This window comes from Glutamicibacter sp. M10 (genome assembly GCF_025452055.1).
Classification (GTDB): Bacteria; Actinomycetota; Actinomycetes; order Actinomycetales; family Micrococcaceae; genus Glutamicibacter.
The window spans coordinates 2,385,457-2,399,190 of record NZ_CP104918.1 but is presented as its reverse complement, the minus strand read 5'-3'; the positions used below and the strand labels follow the sequence as shown (position 1 = coordinate 2,399,190).

Below are 13,734 nucleotides of genomic sequence, written 5' to 3'. Positions count from 1 at the left end.
CACCTAATTTCTCATAAGACAAGGACCAGAAGCTTTGGCCTTTCTTATATTCTGCCGTACACGCTCCCATAAATGAGTAGTCATTTTGGGGTATCTTCTAGGCGCTCGGAGCGAAAATGTGTACTCCAAAGGATGCGGTGACTTCTTGAGTGCCCAACGCTTCAGCTTTGTCTCGCAACGTATCGGGGGACAGATGGTGGCCTGCCGGTCCCATGAAGGCCAGGTTGAATAGGTCTGAAGAATCCAAGCTCATCGTGTAGCTCAGATTTTCGGATGCGATATGGCGCAGCTGTTCGGAGCCGAACTTTTCAGTCAGGGATTCTTGCTTTCCCTCGGCAACAGAAAGCATGCCTAGCGGCTCAATGACTTCTTGGAGATGTCCAGGCTCTCCGGTAACTACTAGGCACAATCCATTGGCCCGTAATACCCGGCGGAACTCAGCAGGATTGTGCGGGGCGAAGCAATTAAGCACGACATCGCGTGATGCGTCGGCCGTTGGGAGCTTACGCCAAACGTCCCAAACCATCGCCAAAGTAGCAGGCACCTTCGCCGCACGACGCATCGCGTATCGCGAGATATCCAGGGCAAGAGCATCCTGATGAGTGCTTGGCGAGGCTTTGAGGATTTCAGCTAAGTAGTAGCCGGTTCCGGCACCGGCATCGAGGATTTCCAGTACGTCGCTGTGATGATGCTCGTTGATCAGCGCTGCTAGTCGTTGCGCTAGCGGAGCATAGTGTCCCTTGGACTGGAAGGCATCGCGTGCCTGAACCATTGGGGAAGTGTCTTCAAGGAAGTTCGTCCCCTTCCCGGTAAGGAAGTTGAAATACCCTTGCTTGGCCGCATCAAATCGATGACCGTTTGAACAGATCAACGTCTTACGCTGTTTGCCACTGAAGACCAGCTCTAGCTCGCAGACAGGACAGGTTGCGGTGGTTGAGGTGTTGGTCATTAGAAATTTAGTACCCGTCGGGCAGTAGCGACATCTAGATCATCATGGTGCCAAAGCTCGCTCTCATTGATGAGCGAACGAGTTTCGACTTTGTCTACATAGACCGTGCCAAAGAGGTGGTCAGTTTCGTGCTGAACGATACGTGCCTGCCATCCGCTAAAGGATCTCGACTGTTCTTTCCCCTCACGATCTTCGAAGCTGGCAGTGATGTCTGCCGGCCTGGTTACGACTCCCTGGAATCCGTCGAAGGATAGGCAGCCTTCAAAGAATTCAGCTTGGCGGTCAGAGGTAGCTACGAAGCTCGGGTTGAAGATTTCAAAGTACTCCAACGGTTCCCGCTCACGTTCTAGCGCGCTGGATTCTGGAATTGGATAAAGATCTTCCAACACAGCAATCTGCAGAGGGATTCCAACCTGTGGCGCGGCTAGCCCTACGCCAGGCGCGTCATACATTGTCTGGCGCATCGCCTCGAGAAGTTCTTCAAGCATTTGCGTTGGAAGTTGACCGTTGTAGGCGGTAGCGCGTTGTCGAAGAACTGGATGTCCCAGCTGAACAATCGGCAGTACGCCGTTTTCATCCGCTGTCTCAAGTACTTCGCTAACGAGGTCTTGGATTTCCTGAGCTGTGTAGTCGGTGTTCATCGAGAAGCGCTTGTCCGTTCGTGTTCGCTGCGTTTGAGTTGGGTTAGACGGGAAGTCAGTCGGGCCTTTTCGGTGTCGTGAAGCATGTGGCCAAGCCCGGATAAATCATCTTCAGCGTACAGATGTACTTCGACATCCTTGTCGTAGAAGACGTCTATGAGGTTAGCGAGCCTGCGTTCCTCATCCATTGCCATAGTGTCGCTCGATGGAATCTCACTGATGTGCCAATGCGAGTATCTATTGGCGAGTTCTAGATAGTCAGCGGTGTTTCGACGGGTGCGGCACATTTGATCAAAACTGATCCATATCGTGTCGTCCTCGACTCCAGTGGCTTGGATACGGTCATAACCAATCTCAACCCATGTGGCCTGTTCAGAGGCAAGAATTTCCTGGGGGAGTAAGGTCAGTGAGCCGGCTCGGAATCCGGTGCGCTCACCTGAGTGGCCGTTGTCCACGAGCCTATAGTCCAATGAATTATCGAGTTCAAAGACCTCGAAGTTCAAGCGGATGTTCTCGATAATTGGTTTAACTAGATGGTGGAAGGTGTCATCATCCAACAACTTCTCGGGTTCGTAGTTTGAGGTGGTGACCAGTCGGATGCCGTGCTCACGGCAATACTTGACGAGTTTGCCCATGAGCATGGCGTCGCCTGGTTCGGTGCAGTGAAATTCGTCAAAAACGAGCAACTCGACGCCAGCTAATTCTCGCTCGAGTCCTTGTGAGAAGATGGCTCCCATCGGCTGACCCGGGACTCGATTGACCGGGAATTCAGTTTCTGAAAGAACTCATGGAAGTGAAATCGCTTGGTGGTTCTGGACGATTGAAGCGCGACAAATGTGTTGGTGATTAGTGTCTTGCCGCGGCCTGGTGGCCCGTAGATATATACGCCCTGTCGATCATTGCTGGTATCAGCGTGAATGAATCGTCCCAAGATTCCAACGAGTTCGCGTTGCGCTTGGTCAAGGTCAATTCCTTGAGCGTTGAGGGCATGGAGGATACGGGTGACGCCGAGTTCGGTCACGGGAACATCAGGCAACGAATCGGGCATAGCTAAATTTTGCCACCCTCGCGCTTAGCATCCAATTTCGCAGGTTCGGACGGTGGCGATCCAATCGGTGAAAAGCGCGTGACCAAGTCAGTGGGTCTGTAAAATCTCTAGTCAACTTACCTTTATGTTATGTCATACAGGTTGATTTATGCAGGGGAGTGCTGGCGAGTTTAGTGGGGTGAGCGGAGACTCTAGGCGAATTTCGGCAAGACCTATCGCTTTATCGGCGCGCGTGACCATAATGGACGGACTCGAAAGGACTACCACCCACGGCTCAACGGTGATGATCCTAAGGAATGAATCTAAGGGGTGAGATCGATGACCAGTGACTTTGGTGTCCTGGAGACACAAGAAGGAATGATCCCGAGGGATCTATTGGAAATGAGTGTTCTCGTGCTCAAGACCATGGCTGATCCGTTGCGGCTTCAAATGCTGTGGGTGTTGTGTCGAGGTGACATGTCGTTACCAGAACTGGCTCAGCAAATTGGTGTGAGTCCAACGGTCGCAGGTCAGTTCTTGACGAAGCTTCGTGCTGCTGACGTTCTGCAAACGTCAAAGGTTGGTCGACACACAATCTATTCAATGCATGACGAACGAACCCGCCAGTTCATTTATCAGACCGTGGACTTTGCTGGTCATCGGCTCGCACTACAGGATTCCGAAGCGTAAAAACTTGTTGCTCACGAAGCGTCGTATCCATGTATCTGGGCGGGTGATCACGTACTTCTGCGCAGGTTATCAATAAGCCGATAATCTACATTATGTAAAGTAGTGGAAAACTGGCTGTTCCCCATTGAGGGTCATCTAGGCGTTCAAACGTTGATAAAGCATCTAAACACCGATCACTCAATACCTTCCTCGCGACTGCCTGACGTGTTGGTGAACCTAGATACGCACATGTCCAACGAACGTAGGTCTTGCTGCGCTTGATTCGTGCGGCAGCTCATCGGTTACGACAGTGGTGTGTGCCCGCCAGTAAACGAAACGCTGAACCAGCGACTGAAACCCTAGATCCTTGCCAGTTCACAATCTGGGAGTCGAACGCTCGACAACACCGATCCGGCGACGTATGGGTATGTGTTCGCGGGCCCACGTTAATTGCACTTGCAATGACGTGCACGAGATTGAGAATCTGAGAACTCATAACCAAGACAGTCCGGAACTTACCTCAGCCTCGAGGTGTTGGTTGCTAGGCAGCTATGTGACGGGATCTCTCACAGTCGTTTGATTCAAAAAATTTGTCTCATTCAAAGGCGAGGAGTTCACGCGATAAGGTTGTTGAGAACTCAAACTCGAGTAGTACTCCCCTATCTTTCAAGGACTGACGCCAGACCATGTCACCTAGCGCTCTATACAGAACTGTCGCGCGTGCAGAAGCGATCACTTGGACTCTGTTAATTCTGGCCATGATTCTCAAATACGGAATCAAAGTCGGTGATTGGCCGGTATCAATTGCCGGGTTCATTCATGGATTTGTCTTCCTGTCCTACATCGCCACTGCAGTTCTTGTTGGTATGAACCAACGTTGGAGGAAGCGCCTTATTCTTGGCGCCGCCGCAACGTCCATCGTTCCGTTCCTAACTATCCCCTTCGACAAATGGCTTGAACGCAACGGTAAATTGGACGGTCAGTGGCGCACTACCGCCACGGATCACCCGGGCGATAAGTCCTGGATGGACTCGCTCATGAGGTGGTTAGTGGCCCGTCCAGTTCTCACCGCCGTCATCTTGTTCGTAGTCATCGTTGGGGTGTTTTCCTCCATGCTGGTCATGGGGCCTCCTGGCGGACGCAGCTAATCATCAGTTGACACTATGGCGCACAATTTATGAAATGTGCCCTCATTGCCTCTAGATAAACAGGAAGTGACCTGTCTGAACGCCGTTATGACGTTCAGGCAGGTCACTTCCTGTTTAACGCTAGTTATTTGTTCATGAAAGCGTTCATCTAGATCATTCGAGGAACTATTTTGATCATCAGCAGCATGGCCATCAGCTCTACGAGCGTCTGTGTGACTACAACAGAAGAAGTCAATGCGAATTCAGCGGGCAACGCTAGGGCAATCGGGAGCACAACGAGAGAGTTTCGAGTAACCCCACTGAATGTCAGCGCGCGTAGCGAACGGGTAGTCAGACCGAACGCTTTGCCAGTCAGTACTGAGAGGATCCCGGCTACAAGGGCGAATAAGGCGAAGACGAAGATCGGTGTCAGCAACTCCCCGAGCTGGGATGAAATCGAATGAAATTGTGAAGCAATAACAGCCAGTAATGTCATCATCATGATTGGCGCCATGAGGTAATCGGCAAGTGGTGCGACGCGGCCGGCCCAGCTGAATCGTGAAGCTAATAGTTGCATGGCACAGGCGAGGGCTAGCGGTAGCAGGATTAGCGTGACGAGCGCGTGGAGAAATGGACCCGGTGTGAAAACGGTCAACGACGTTTTCCCAACGATCAGATACATGTAGATAGGTATCAAAAGCATCTGCAGCACGAGCAGCAATGGTGCGGCGGCCAGCAGCTTGTGGTTATCTCCCCCGGCAATGCCAGAAAAGACGATGACGTAATCAACACAAGGAGCCAGCAGCACCAGCACAACACCGATGAGCACAGCAGTCTCGATATGAATAATCCGGGTCACCAGCAGCACAAGGCAGGGAACGAGTACAAAGTTCACCAATAAAAGCGAACCAATGAACTTGATGTCTCGAAGACCATCAAGCAGGCCAAGCAATGGAATGCCCAGAAACGTTGAAAACATTAGGATGCCAAGAAGCGGATTGACGGCTAAGGAAAAGGCTGACGCTGAGCTTGGTGCTACTTCCCCAATGAGACATCCGGCGAGGATAGCAATGAGATAGAGCGCAATCTGATGCTGCTGTATCCACGCGCTGCCCGGCCATGCCTTCATGCTACTAATGCTAGTTGACGTGGGGTTCGGGTATGGCGCCGTAGTCAGCCGCAATGAATCCGCGTCTCGTGTGTCTGAGTCAACAGGCAAGTCTTCGCCATGGCTTTCTTAGCGAAGTGGCTACGACTCTAAGATGAGTGTATGAAGCAAAATCTCAGCAAATGGCCGATGCTGGCCGTCATTGACGTTGTTCTCATTATTCTTTTCGCGACGCTTGGGCGCCGTGAGCATGAACATGGCTTGGGCCTCGGCGGGATCCTGCTGACTGCGTTGCCGTTCCTGATTGCTTACGTCATCATGACGCTTGTGTCCAAGCCTTGGCTGACCATCAACAAGCTCTGGCCCTCGGGAATTCTCGTGTGGCTGGGAACGGTAGCCATAGGTATGGTCGTACGGATCATGATGGGCAAAACTGCGGCGTTCTCGTTCGTCATTGTGACCCTGATTGTCCTCGGGGTCTTCTTGATTGGGCGTCGCGCGGTAACGTCATGGATCGCTAAGCGATCACAACAACAAAAGGCCTAGCCCGTAAGAACCCGCTGCGATCAGCCCGCTGGCAAATGTACCCAGGATGAATTGCTCGGCGGCTCGGTGATCCTTCAATTCTGAGAATCGTCCCAGCCCCTTGATCGCCATGACGATAGCGATGCCTTCAGGCCAGCTAGCCCATAGGGTACTAACAATTGCGGCGCGTTCTAAGAGTCCGATCCATAAACCTCCTCGTAGTGGTGATGGGTCGGATTCGTCTTTAACAAGTGTTGAGTCATTCTTGGCTGCTAGGCGGAACACGAGCTCCGTAAAGGGTCCACCGAAGCTGATAGCAAATATTGAGGACAGGACGATGACGTAGAACGCCGGAACGTTTGAGGCCTGTGCCACTGAGTCGGTTACGGCCGCAACGACAGCGGAAACGATTGCTAGGATTCCGGCCGCGACGACCAGAAATTCTCGCGTGCCCGCGCGTTTGCCGATAGATGATCCAAAGTAGGCAGCCAAGCAGGAAAGAATGGTGGCCAGTCCAAGGCTGCTCCACGCGATCCAAAACATCTAAGACTCCCCCAGCATTTTCAGTTGCCTTGTTAGCGACTTGGCCGCTTCATCCATCATGCGGTTAGCTTCAAACCATAACGCGGCAGACAGACGAGATGAGACCGCTTGCTGGGTGATGCCCAGTTCCTTTGCTATTTGCTGTTGGGTTAGACCTTCGTCAGCCAAAGTACCGGCCTCCCAAGCGGTCGCTCGTCGCTTGGAAACGATGCAGGCAGTTAGCTGAAGTTCTGCTTCAAGTCGAGTGGCTTCGTGGGACGGGCCATGTACCGCTACGTGAGCGTTGGTATTTTTGCTCGCTCCACGGCGACGCGGGCGAATTCAAAGGCAGGTCCGCGGCCGGCGCGAGTTTCCTTAGGAAGCGGGGTCTCCACTTGGCCGAAACCTAGTCCGACACTCCAGTCCCCCGAAGCTGCCATCATGACTGCCAGCCTGATTGCTTCGGACGCGTCATCCAATACAGCCTGAACTTCATCACCAGCGGTACGCTCAAATTGGCGGACAACCGCAACGGTGGCGTTCGCCTGCTCGATGAGTGTTTGAACCTTGTCCTCGGAGGATCTGGAACGCCGCTGGTCAATGGTAAGTACAATCATGCAACAATCATATAACTTTGTAAGTGGATATACCAATTTATAAGCCTGTAAAGAGCTTTCGATTCGAGTCGGTGCAGGCTCGCTGATTATTCATTTTCGACTAGAGTTGAAACTAAGTAATGGGTCTTCACGATGGAGACCACGTAGTGAAAGGCGCAGCAATGGTCACCGCATTCGTCATGATTCAGACGGCAACTGACAGCATCCCAGAGTGTGCACAGCAGATCTCCTCCATTCCCGGGATCAGTGAAGTTTATTCAGTCGCTGGTGACTGGGATCTGATCGCGGTGGCTCGGGTGCACAAGCATGAAGATTTGGCTGAAGTAATCGCCAATAAGCTCTCCAAGATTCCCGGCATTCGAGGCACCCAAACGCATATTGCCTTCCGCGCCTACTCGGATCACGACCTTGAAGCGGCGTTCTCCCTGGGTCTTGACGACTAATCACAACGCACAAAGGACGCCCCTTAGTTGTTTGTAAACCAAACAACTAAGGGGCGTCCTTGTATGTAGAAGGTGTGGTTACTCCCCTACGATCTCCTGAGTAGTTTTTGACCATGATTCCAGCACGGCCTTGGCTGCGCCTGAATCGATAGAATTGGCTGCCCGGTCCATGGCAGTTCGCATCCGTTCAAGGAAGCTGCCCTCGCTAGAGCTGTCGTAGGCAACCATGCCGGCTGCTGCATTAAGCAATACTGCATCGCGCGCTGGACCAGTGGAACCAGAGACAATGTCCTTTACAACCTGTGCATTGTGTACAGCGTCGCCGCCGCGTAGCTGCTCGATAGTAACCCGGTCGATCCCTAGGTCTGCAGCGTCAAAGGCAAACTGGGTGACCTTTCCATCGCGTATTTCCCAGACCTGGTTAGCTGATGTTGTGGTCAGCTCGTCGAGTCCATCCTCTCCGCGGAATACCAGGCCACGTGAACCTCGGCTGGCTAGAACACCGGCCATGATCGGCGCCATGACGAGGTCCGAACAGCCGACCGCAGAAGCTGAAGGTAGTGCTGGATTGGTGAGCGGACCCATGAAGTTAAACGCGGTAGGGATGCGCAATTGTCGACGGGCCCCGGCCACGTGACGCATCGAGGGGTGGAATACGTTGGCAAAGCAGAACGCAATTCCAACCTTGTCATACACCTCTACAAGGCGCTCGATTGGTACGTCGAGGCGAACGCCTAGAGCTTCCAAAACATCAGCGGATCCTGAGGAAGAAGAAGAGGCGCGATTGCCGTGTTTAACTATGTTGATACCGGCACCGGCGCACACCAGGGTGGCCATGGTGGAGATATTTACGGTGTTCTGACGATCCCCGCCGGTTCCAACAATGTCCAGAGTTTGTTCGACAATATTTAATGGCCGTGCATTGGCCACCATTGAGTCGACCAAACCGGTCAATTCGGCAACGGTTTCGCCTTTTGAACGCAACGCAACGAGGAAGCCGGCGATTTGAACATCGCTGGCTTCGCCGCTCATGATCTCATTCATGGCCCAAGCGGCCTGCTCGCGACTGAGATCGCCACCGCTGATCAGGGTAGCCAGAAGATCTGGCCACGTTGGGAACTTTTCGTATTCAAGGCTCGTTGACACAAATGAAAGCCTATCTAGCTAGCCGGTAGTAGCCCAATTCGTGAAGCCAGATGGTGTGGCATAAGTCGCTAAATCCCTAGAGGGATCAGGGATAAATAGGACACGCATCTGTTGCTTAAGCGATTGTTTCGCCAGACTCGCCGGTTCAAGCTCTACGAATTGTAGAAAGAGTTTTCTTGATACTTCCGCGTGTTTCCGCGGATGTTGTCCCTATGCGGCGCAAAAACCTCCGACAACGCCTTTTTGCATTGGTATCTGAGGGGCATTTAGAGACATAATGTCAGTGTGACAACTGCGACTCATGCCCCAAATACGACGGCGCCACATGCGCCGAACCGCCCAAACATGGTGTCGGTGGGAACGATGGTGTGGCTCTCCAGCGAGCTCATGTTCTTCGCCGCCCTCTTCGCCATGTACTTCAGCCTCCGGGCTGCCGCGCCCGAACTCTGGGCGAATGAAACTGCCAAACTCAACGTGCCGTTTGCGCTGGTTAACACCTTGATTCTGGTGTCCAGCTCATTCTCGTGCCAGCTTGGTGTGTTCCGTGCCGAAGAATTCAAGCCTCGTCGTTCCGGCGGACTGTTTAACTTCAAGGAATGGGGAATGATTGAATGGTTCATTCTTACCTTCATCCTTGGTTCCATCTTCGTCTCGGTCCAGGCTTTTGAATACGTCACCCTCGTTCACGAGGGTGTAGCACTAAACTCGAACTCCTACGCTTCGGCCTTCTACATGACCACCGGATTCCACGGTATTCACGTGACCGGTGGCCTGATTGCTTTCTTGCTGATCATTGGTCGTGCAATGTTGGCTAAGAAGTTTGGTCACTTTGAAGCAACGGGTTCCATCGTCGTGTCTTACTACTGGCACTTCGTTGACGTTGTTTGGGTCGCGCTATTCGCGATCATCTACTTCTTGAAGTAGCAGCTTTTAGTAATAGGTTGCCTCAACAAGAAGTACGGCAACATCACACCTAAGAAACTAAGTGAGGAACCAGCAAGTGAAGGCTCTTTCGAAAAAGCGCCGCCACCCGCTCGCCGCTGTGGCCCTGCTTCTGTTTGGATTGCTGATTACCGGCAGTCTCTACACCGCAGCAGGAAACATTAGCGAAGCGAAGGCCGCGGAGACCACCGCAGCATCGCAGTCCGATGTTGACTCTGGTCAAAAGCTTTTCGCCGCCAACTGTGCTACCTGCCACGGCATGAATGCCGAAGGTTCTGACTCCGGTCCTTCGCTGATCGGCGTAGGCGCGGCGGCTGTTGACTTCCAGGTCGGCACCGGCCGTATGCCAATGCAGATGCAGGGCCCACAGGCTCAGGCCAAGCCAGCTCAGTTCGACGACAAGCAGATCTCTCAGTTGGCAGCCTATGTTGCCAGCTTGGGTGCAGGTCCGTCTGTCCCGGATGAAGAGTACCTAGACACCACCGAGGGCGACGCCGCTCACGGTGGAACGGTATTCCGCGTGAACTGCGCAATGTGCCACAACGCTGCTGCAGCCGGTGGTGCACTGACCCGTGGTAAGTTCGCTCCGACTTTGACGGGCGTAACCGAGAAGCACATCTACGAAGCGATGGCTACCGGCCCACAGAACATGCCAGTGTTCAACGACTCCAACATCACCCCAGACGAGAAGCGTGACGTAATCACCTTCCTGAAGACCATTGAAGCTAATGGTTCGGCTGGCGGCGCTGCGTTGGGTTCCTTGGGCCCGGTTGCTGAAGGCCTGTTCACCTGGACCGCTGGTCTGGGTATCATCATCGCCTTCACCATTTGGTTGACCTCGCGTCCTTCCTAAAGCGCGGCGCAAGCCGCAACATCACTACGTACATAAATTCCTAACAAAAGGATGAGAGAGAAACATGGGCGACCATAGTCACGGCAGTCCCGAAAACTCGGGCACCGTTGCTAAGGCTGACGATGTAGCTCAGGATCGTTTCCCAGATCCAGGCTTACCACCCCATCGTCCGCGTCTCGCAGATCGCGATCCGCGCGCAGCCAAGCGACACGAGCGTCAAGTAGCGCTCCTATTTACCATCTCCATCATCGGCACGCTCTTCTTCTTCGTGGCCTACTTCGTCCTGGGCCGCCTAGGCGAGATGTCCTTCGCTGAACTGCGTGTGCAGAACGCTGCTTTGGGCCTCGGCACTGGCTTCGCGATGCTCGGCATCGGTGTGGGTATTGTCCACTGGGCAAAGACCCTGATGCCAGATCACGAGCTCATGGAAATGCGCCACGAGATCACCTCTGAGGCTGACCGCCAAGATGCCGTTGAGATCGTAGACACCATCATCGAAGAATCCGGTATCAAGCGTCGTCCGCTGATCCGCAACACCCTGATTGGCGCCATCGCTTTGGCTCCAATTCCAGCCGTGTTCATGTTCCGCGACCTGGACCGTACCGGTAAGACCGCTCACCAGATGATTGACCAGATGCGCCACACCATGTGGGACACCGGCATTCGTCTGACCCGCGATCCATCGGGCACCCCGATCAAGGCATCGGATGTTCAGATCGGTTCGGCATTCCACGTTGTACCTGAAGGCATCAACGAGACCGAGAACCCTCTCAATGAGAAGGCTAAGGCCGTTGTACTGCTGATGCGTATGGATCCAGCTGAAATGCAGATCTCCGAGGGCCGTGAAGACTGGAACGTTGACGGTATCGTTGCGTACTCCAAGATTTGCACCCACGTTGGTTGCCCAATCGCACTGTACGAGCAGCACACGCACCACCTGCTATGCCCTTGCCACCAGTCGACCTTCGACCTGACTCAGGAATGCAAGGTTGTCTTCGGACCGGCTGGACACGCTCTACCTCAGCTGCCAATCACCGTTGACGCTGACGGCTACCTGGTTGCACAGAGTGACTTCCACGAGCCTGTTGGCCCAGCCTACTGGGAGCGTGGCTAATCATGAGTGCATCTAACGAATACACCCCAGCGACCACCACCGGTCGTATTGCGAATTTTGTTGATTCCCGCGTTGGTGCCTCAGGCATCGTCAAGGAATTCGGTCGCAAGATCTTCCCAGATCACTGGTCATTCATGTTCGGTGAAGTGGCAATGTACACCTTCGTACTGTTGCTGCTCTCGGGTACCTTCCTCACCTTCTTCTTCGATCCATCGATGGCCCACGTGGTCTACGAAGGTTCGTACGTGCCAATGAAGGGCCTTGGAATGTCCACGGCTATGGCATCCACTATGGACATCTCCTTCGATGTTCGCGGTGGCTTGTTCATGCGTCAGGTACACCACTGGTCGGCATTGCTCTTCGTAGCTTCGCTGTCCGTGCACATGCTCCGCGTGTTCTTCACCGGTGCATTCCGTCGCCCACGTGAATTGAACTGGGTTGTTGGTGGCGTTCTGCTGATTATGGGTATGGCCGCTGGTTTCACCGGTTACTCCCTTCCCGATGATCTGCTTTCCGGTAACGGTCTGCGCATTATCGATGGCGTTATGAAGGCACTGCCAATCGTTGGTACTTACCTGTCGATGTTCTTCTTCGGCGGCGAGTTCCCAGGCGAGCATGTCATCCAGCGTCTTTACTCACTGCACATCATGATTGTGCCTGCAGTGATCATCTTGCTGATCGTCATCCACCTGTTCATGGTTGTGACTCACAAGCACACTCAGTACCCAGGCCCAGGTCGCACCAACGACAACGTTGTTGGCTTCCCAGTTGGTCCGGTTTACGCTGCAAAGGCCGGTGGATTCTTCTTCATCGTCTTCGGCATCGTTGCCCTGATCGCTGGCCTGTTCCAGATCAACCCGATTTGGAACTACGGACCATACGACCCATCCCCTGTTTCGGCTGGTACCCAGCCTGACTGGTACATCGGTTTTGTTGACGGCGCCCTGCGCTTGATGCCAGGTGTTCTTGGAAACTTCAGCTTCGAGTGGAACATCCCATTCCCATGGGGTACCAACACTCTGGTTCTTTCGGTTCTGTTGCCTGCACTGGTTCCTGCTGGCGCAATCTTCATGGTGATGTTCGCATGGCCTTGGATTGAGCGTTGGGTAACCAAGGACAACCGCGAGCACCACTTGCTGGATCGTCCGCGTAACGCTCCGTTCCGTACCGCCATGGGTATGGCCGGTGTGACCTTGTACAGCGTGATGTGGGCAGCTGCATCCTCTGACTTGATCGCAACGCACTTCCATGTGTCGCTGAACGATGTGACCTACTGGTTGCGTACACTGTTCTTCCTAGGCCCAATCTTCGCCTTCTGGTTGACCCGTCGTATCTGCCTCTCGCTGCAGCGCAAGGATCGTGAGATCGTATTGCACGGCCGTGAAGCTGGCATCATCCAGATGTCCCCTGAAGGTGCATTCACTGAGAAGCACGAAGAGGTTGACGTGTACAAGCGTTACCTCTTGACCAACTTCGTGGATCGCCAGTACATCCCGGCAGAGCCTGACGCCGCTGGCCACGTCTCCGGTTCGGAGAAGCGCCGCGCAATGATCTCGAAGTTCTTCTTCGAAGATCGTGTTGCTCCTGTTACCCCATCGGAACTGGAAGCAGCACATGCTGCTCACGGCCACCATGAGGTTGAGGGCAACAAAGCAGACTCGATCGAGAAGTAATTCCGACTCGCGTTAGTCACTAAATGAGGGACACACCAAACGGTGTGTCCCTCATTTATTTAACTCCCAAAGCCACAGCGTCCCCCTGCGCGCCGGTAACGGGGATGCATGAGCCACCGGGTGCTTCGGTGTCTGCGCAGGCTCGTGAAGCGGACCAGGGGCGTCTGAGGAACTGGTGAAGGCTGACCCACCTGCCTCAACGCGACACGGATGCTAATTTCAGGCAGCGAGCAAGTCTGGACCAGGGCAACAGTCCCGATTGGACGTGATGACCAACTCGTCCGTAGTTAGTCCAGGGTGAGCCCGGGAGCAGGCAGCTGAGCCAGACAGTTCTCTCAGCGTGACTCCCCCAGCTGATTCATCAAAAGCAGCCCACAG

The 13,734-nt window shown here is 53.7% G+C and carries 18 protein-coding genes; 9 read left to right on the top strand and 9 right to left on the bottom strand.

Annotated features, from left to right (window positions below; genetic code table 11):
* Window positions 1-97 precede the first annotated feature (97 nt).
* The 4 genes from N6V40_RS11825 to zapE (N6V40_RS17715) are packed head-to-tail and all read right to left on the bottom strand — an operon-like array spanning window position 98 to window position 2,521.
* Window positions 98-949, bottom strand: coding sequence for a putative RNA methyltransferase (locus tag N6V40_RS11825; protein WP_131088198.1), 852 nt, complete (start codon window positions 947-949; stop codon window positions 98-100).
* Entirely contained in the window at window positions 949-1,590 is a 642-nt protein-coding gene (gene def / locus N6V40_RS11820) for a peptide deformylase (protein ID WP_131088199.1), read from the bottom strand. Before def ends, N6V40_RS11825 begins: the two co-directional genes overlap by 1 nt.
* Entirely contained in the window at window positions 1,587-2,327 is a 741-nt protein-coding gene (zapE, locus tag N6V40_RS11815; RefSeq protein WP_262197790.1) for a cell division protein ZapE, read from the bottom strand. The genes def and zapE (N6V40_RS11815) overlap by 4 nt, the downstream gene beginning before the upstream one ends.
* Window positions 2,288-2,521 (bottom strand): AFG1/ZapE family ATPase, encoded by a 234-nt coding sequence (gene zapE, locus N6V40_RS17715; RefSeq protein WP_396268653.1) that lies wholly within the window; start codon window positions 2,519-2,521, stop codon window positions 2,288-2,290. Before zapE (N6V40_RS17715) ends, zapE (N6V40_RS11815) begins: the two co-directional genes overlap by 40 nt.
* On the opposite strand from zapE (N6V40_RS17715), the gene N6V40_RS11810 reads away from it, so the two are divergent.
* From N6V40_RS11810 to N6V40_RS11800, 3 genes are all read left to right on the top strand, one after another.
* Window positions 2,504-2,644 carry a hypothetical protein gene (locus N6V40_RS11810; protein ID WP_262197789.1) on the top strand — a complete coding sequence of 47 codons (141 nt, stop codon included), beginning with the start codon at window positions 2,504-2,506 and terminating at the stop codon, window positions 2,642-2,644. The genes zapE (N6V40_RS17715) and N6V40_RS11810 overlap by 18 nt on opposite strands.
* A 312-nt stretch (window positions 2,645-2,956) precedes the next feature.
* The gene (locus N6V40_RS11805; protein ID WP_131088201.1) at window positions 2,957-3,307 is read left to right on the top strand and encodes an ArsR/SmtB family transcription factor; all 351 of its coding nucleotides are present in this window, start codon (window positions 2,957-2,959) and stop codon (window positions 3,305-3,307) included.
* 665 nt (window positions 3,308-3,972) lie between these two features.
* On the top strand, window positions 3,973-4,434 hold the full coding sequence (locus N6V40_RS11800) for a DUF3817 domain-containing protein (RefSeq protein WP_131088202.1): 462 nt from the start codon (window positions 3,973-3,975) through the stop codon (window positions 4,432-4,434).
* 148 nt (window positions 4,435-4,582) lie between these two features.
* Here N6V40_RS11800 and N6V40_RS11795 read toward each other — a convergent pair whose 3' ends face one another.
* Entirely contained in the window at window positions 4,583-5,542 is a 960-nt protein-coding gene (locus N6V40_RS11795; RefSeq protein WP_131088203.1) for a bile acid:sodium symporter, read from the bottom strand.
* Window positions 5,543-5,683: 141 nt separating this feature from the next.
* Here N6V40_RS11795 and N6V40_RS11790 point away from each other — a divergent pair, with 141 nt between their 5' ends.
* Window positions 5,684-6,067, top strand: coding sequence for a DUF3054 domain-containing protein (locus tag N6V40_RS11790; RefSeq protein ID WP_131088204.1), 384 nt, complete (start codon window positions 5,684-5,686; stop codon window positions 6,065-6,067).
* On the opposite strand, the gene N6V40_RS11785 is transcribed toward N6V40_RS11790, so the two are convergent.
* The 3 genes from N6V40_RS11785 to N6V40_RS11775 all read right to left on the bottom strand — a co-directional run bounded on the left by N6V40_RS11785 (window position 6,047) and on the right by N6V40_RS11775 (window position 7,185).
* Entirely contained in the window at window positions 6,047-6,589 is a 543-nt protein-coding gene (locus N6V40_RS11785) for a hypothetical protein (RefSeq protein ID WP_131088205.1), read from the bottom strand. The genes N6V40_RS11790 and N6V40_RS11785 overlap by 21 nt on opposite strands.
* Window positions 6,590-6,757: a sigma factor-like helix-turn-helix DNA-binding protein gene (locus N6V40_RS11780; protein WP_262197788.1), complete on the bottom strand. Its 168-nt coding sequence runs from the start codon at window positions 6,755-6,757 to the stop codon at window positions 6,590-6,592.
* A gap of 104 nt (window positions 6,758-6,861) precedes the next feature.
* Window positions 6,862-7,185, bottom strand: a complete 324-nt coding sequence (locus N6V40_RS11775) for a SatD family protein (RefSeq protein WP_262197786.1) — start codon at window positions 7,183-7,185, stop codon at window positions 6,862-6,864.
* A gap of 161 nt (window positions 7,186-7,346) precedes the next feature.
* On the opposite strand from N6V40_RS11775, the gene N6V40_RS11770 reads away from it, so the two are divergent.
* The gene (locus N6V40_RS11770) at window positions 7,347-7,628 is read left to right on the top strand and encodes an Lrp/AsnC family transcriptional regulator (RefSeq protein WP_131089764.1); all 282 of its coding nucleotides are present in this window, start codon (window positions 7,347-7,349) and stop codon (window positions 7,626-7,628) included.
* Window positions 7,629-7,706: 78 nt separating this feature from the next.
* Here the strand turns inward: N6V40_RS11770 and trpD are convergent, their stop codons facing one another.
* Window positions 7,707-8,774, bottom strand: a complete 1,068-nt coding sequence (gene trpD / locus N6V40_RS11765; RefSeq protein WP_262197784.1) for an anthranilate phosphoribosyltransferase — start codon at window positions 8,772-8,774, stop codon at window positions 7,707-7,709.
* 285 nt (window positions 8,775-9,059) lie between these two features.
* On the opposite strand from trpD, the gene N6V40_RS11760 reads away from it, so the two are divergent.
* The 4 genes from N6V40_RS11760 to N6V40_RS11745 all read left to right on the top strand — a co-directional run bounded on the left by N6V40_RS11760 (window position 9,060) and on the right by N6V40_RS11745 (window position 13,356).
* Window positions 9,060-9,698, top strand: coding sequence for an aa3-type cytochrome oxidase subunit III (locus N6V40_RS11760; RefSeq protein ID WP_262197783.1), 639 nt, complete (start codon window positions 9,060-9,062; stop codon window positions 9,696-9,698).
* Window positions 9,699-9,774: 76 nt separating this feature from the next.
* Complete coding sequence (locus tag N6V40_RS11755; RefSeq protein WP_262197781.1) at window positions 9,775-10,569, top strand: cytochrome bc1 complex diheme cytochrome c subunit; 795 nt, start codon at window positions 9,775-9,777, stop codon at window positions 10,567-10,569.
* 64 nt (window positions 10,570-10,633) lie between these two features.
* Entirely contained in the window at window positions 10,634-11,683 is a 1,050-nt protein-coding gene (locus N6V40_RS11750) for a cytochrome bc1 complex Rieske iron-sulfur subunit (protein ID WP_131088210.1), read from the top strand.
* Between the two features lie 2 nt (window positions 11,684-11,685).
* Complete coding sequence (locus tag N6V40_RS11745) at window positions 11,686-13,356, top strand: cytochrome bc1 complex cytochrome b subunit (RefSeq protein ID WP_131088211.1); 1,671 nt, start codon at window positions 11,686-11,688, stop codon at window positions 13,354-13,356.
* Window positions 13,357-13,734: the final 378 nt, after the last annotated feature.

Coding starts and splice junctions, on each gene's coding strand:
- N6V40_RS11825 (WP_131088198.1), bottom strand. CDS start 949: ATGACCAACACCTCAACCACCGCAACCTGTCCTGTCTGCGAGCTAGAG.
- def (WP_131088199.1), bottom strand. CDS start 1,590: ATGAACACCGACTACACAGCTCAGGAAATCCAAGACCTCGTTAGCGAA.
- zapE (WP_262197790.1), bottom strand. CDS start 2,327: ATGGGAGCCATCTTCTCACAAGGACTCGAGCGAGAATTAGCTGGCGTC.
- N6V40_RS11805 (WP_131088201.1), top strand. CDS start 2,957: ATGACCAGTGACTTTGGTGTCCTGGAGACACAAGAAGGAATGATCCCG.
- N6V40_RS11800 (WP_131088202.1), top strand. CDS start 3,973: ATGTCACCTAGCGCTCTATACAGAACTGTCGCGCGTGCAGAAGCGATC.
- N6V40_RS11795 (WP_131088203.1), bottom strand. CDS start 5,542: ATGAAGGCATGGCCGGGCAGCGCGTGGATACAGCAGCATCAGATTGCG.
- N6V40_RS11790 (WP_131088204.1), top strand. CDS start 5,684: ATGAAGCAAAATCTCAGCAAATGGCCGATGCTGGCCGTCATTGACGTT.
- N6V40_RS11785 (WP_131088205.1), bottom strand. CDS start 6,589: ATGTTTTGGATCGCGTGGAGCAGCCTTGGACTGGCCACCATTCTTTCC.
- N6V40_RS11775 (WP_262197786.1), bottom strand. CDS start 7,185: ATGATTGTACTTACCATTGACCAGCGGCGTTCCAGATCCTCCGAGGAC.
- N6V40_RS11770 (WP_131089764.1), top strand. CDS start 7,347: ATGGTCACCGCATTCGTCATGATTCAGACGGCAACTGACAGCATCCCA.
- N6V40_RS11750 (WP_131088210.1), top strand. CDS start 10,634: ATGGGCGACCATAGTCACGGCAGTCCCGAAAACTCGGGCACCGTTGCT.
- N6V40_RS11745 (WP_131088211.1), top strand. CDS start 11,686: ATGAGTGCATCTAACGAATACACCCCAGCGACCACCACCGGTCGTATT.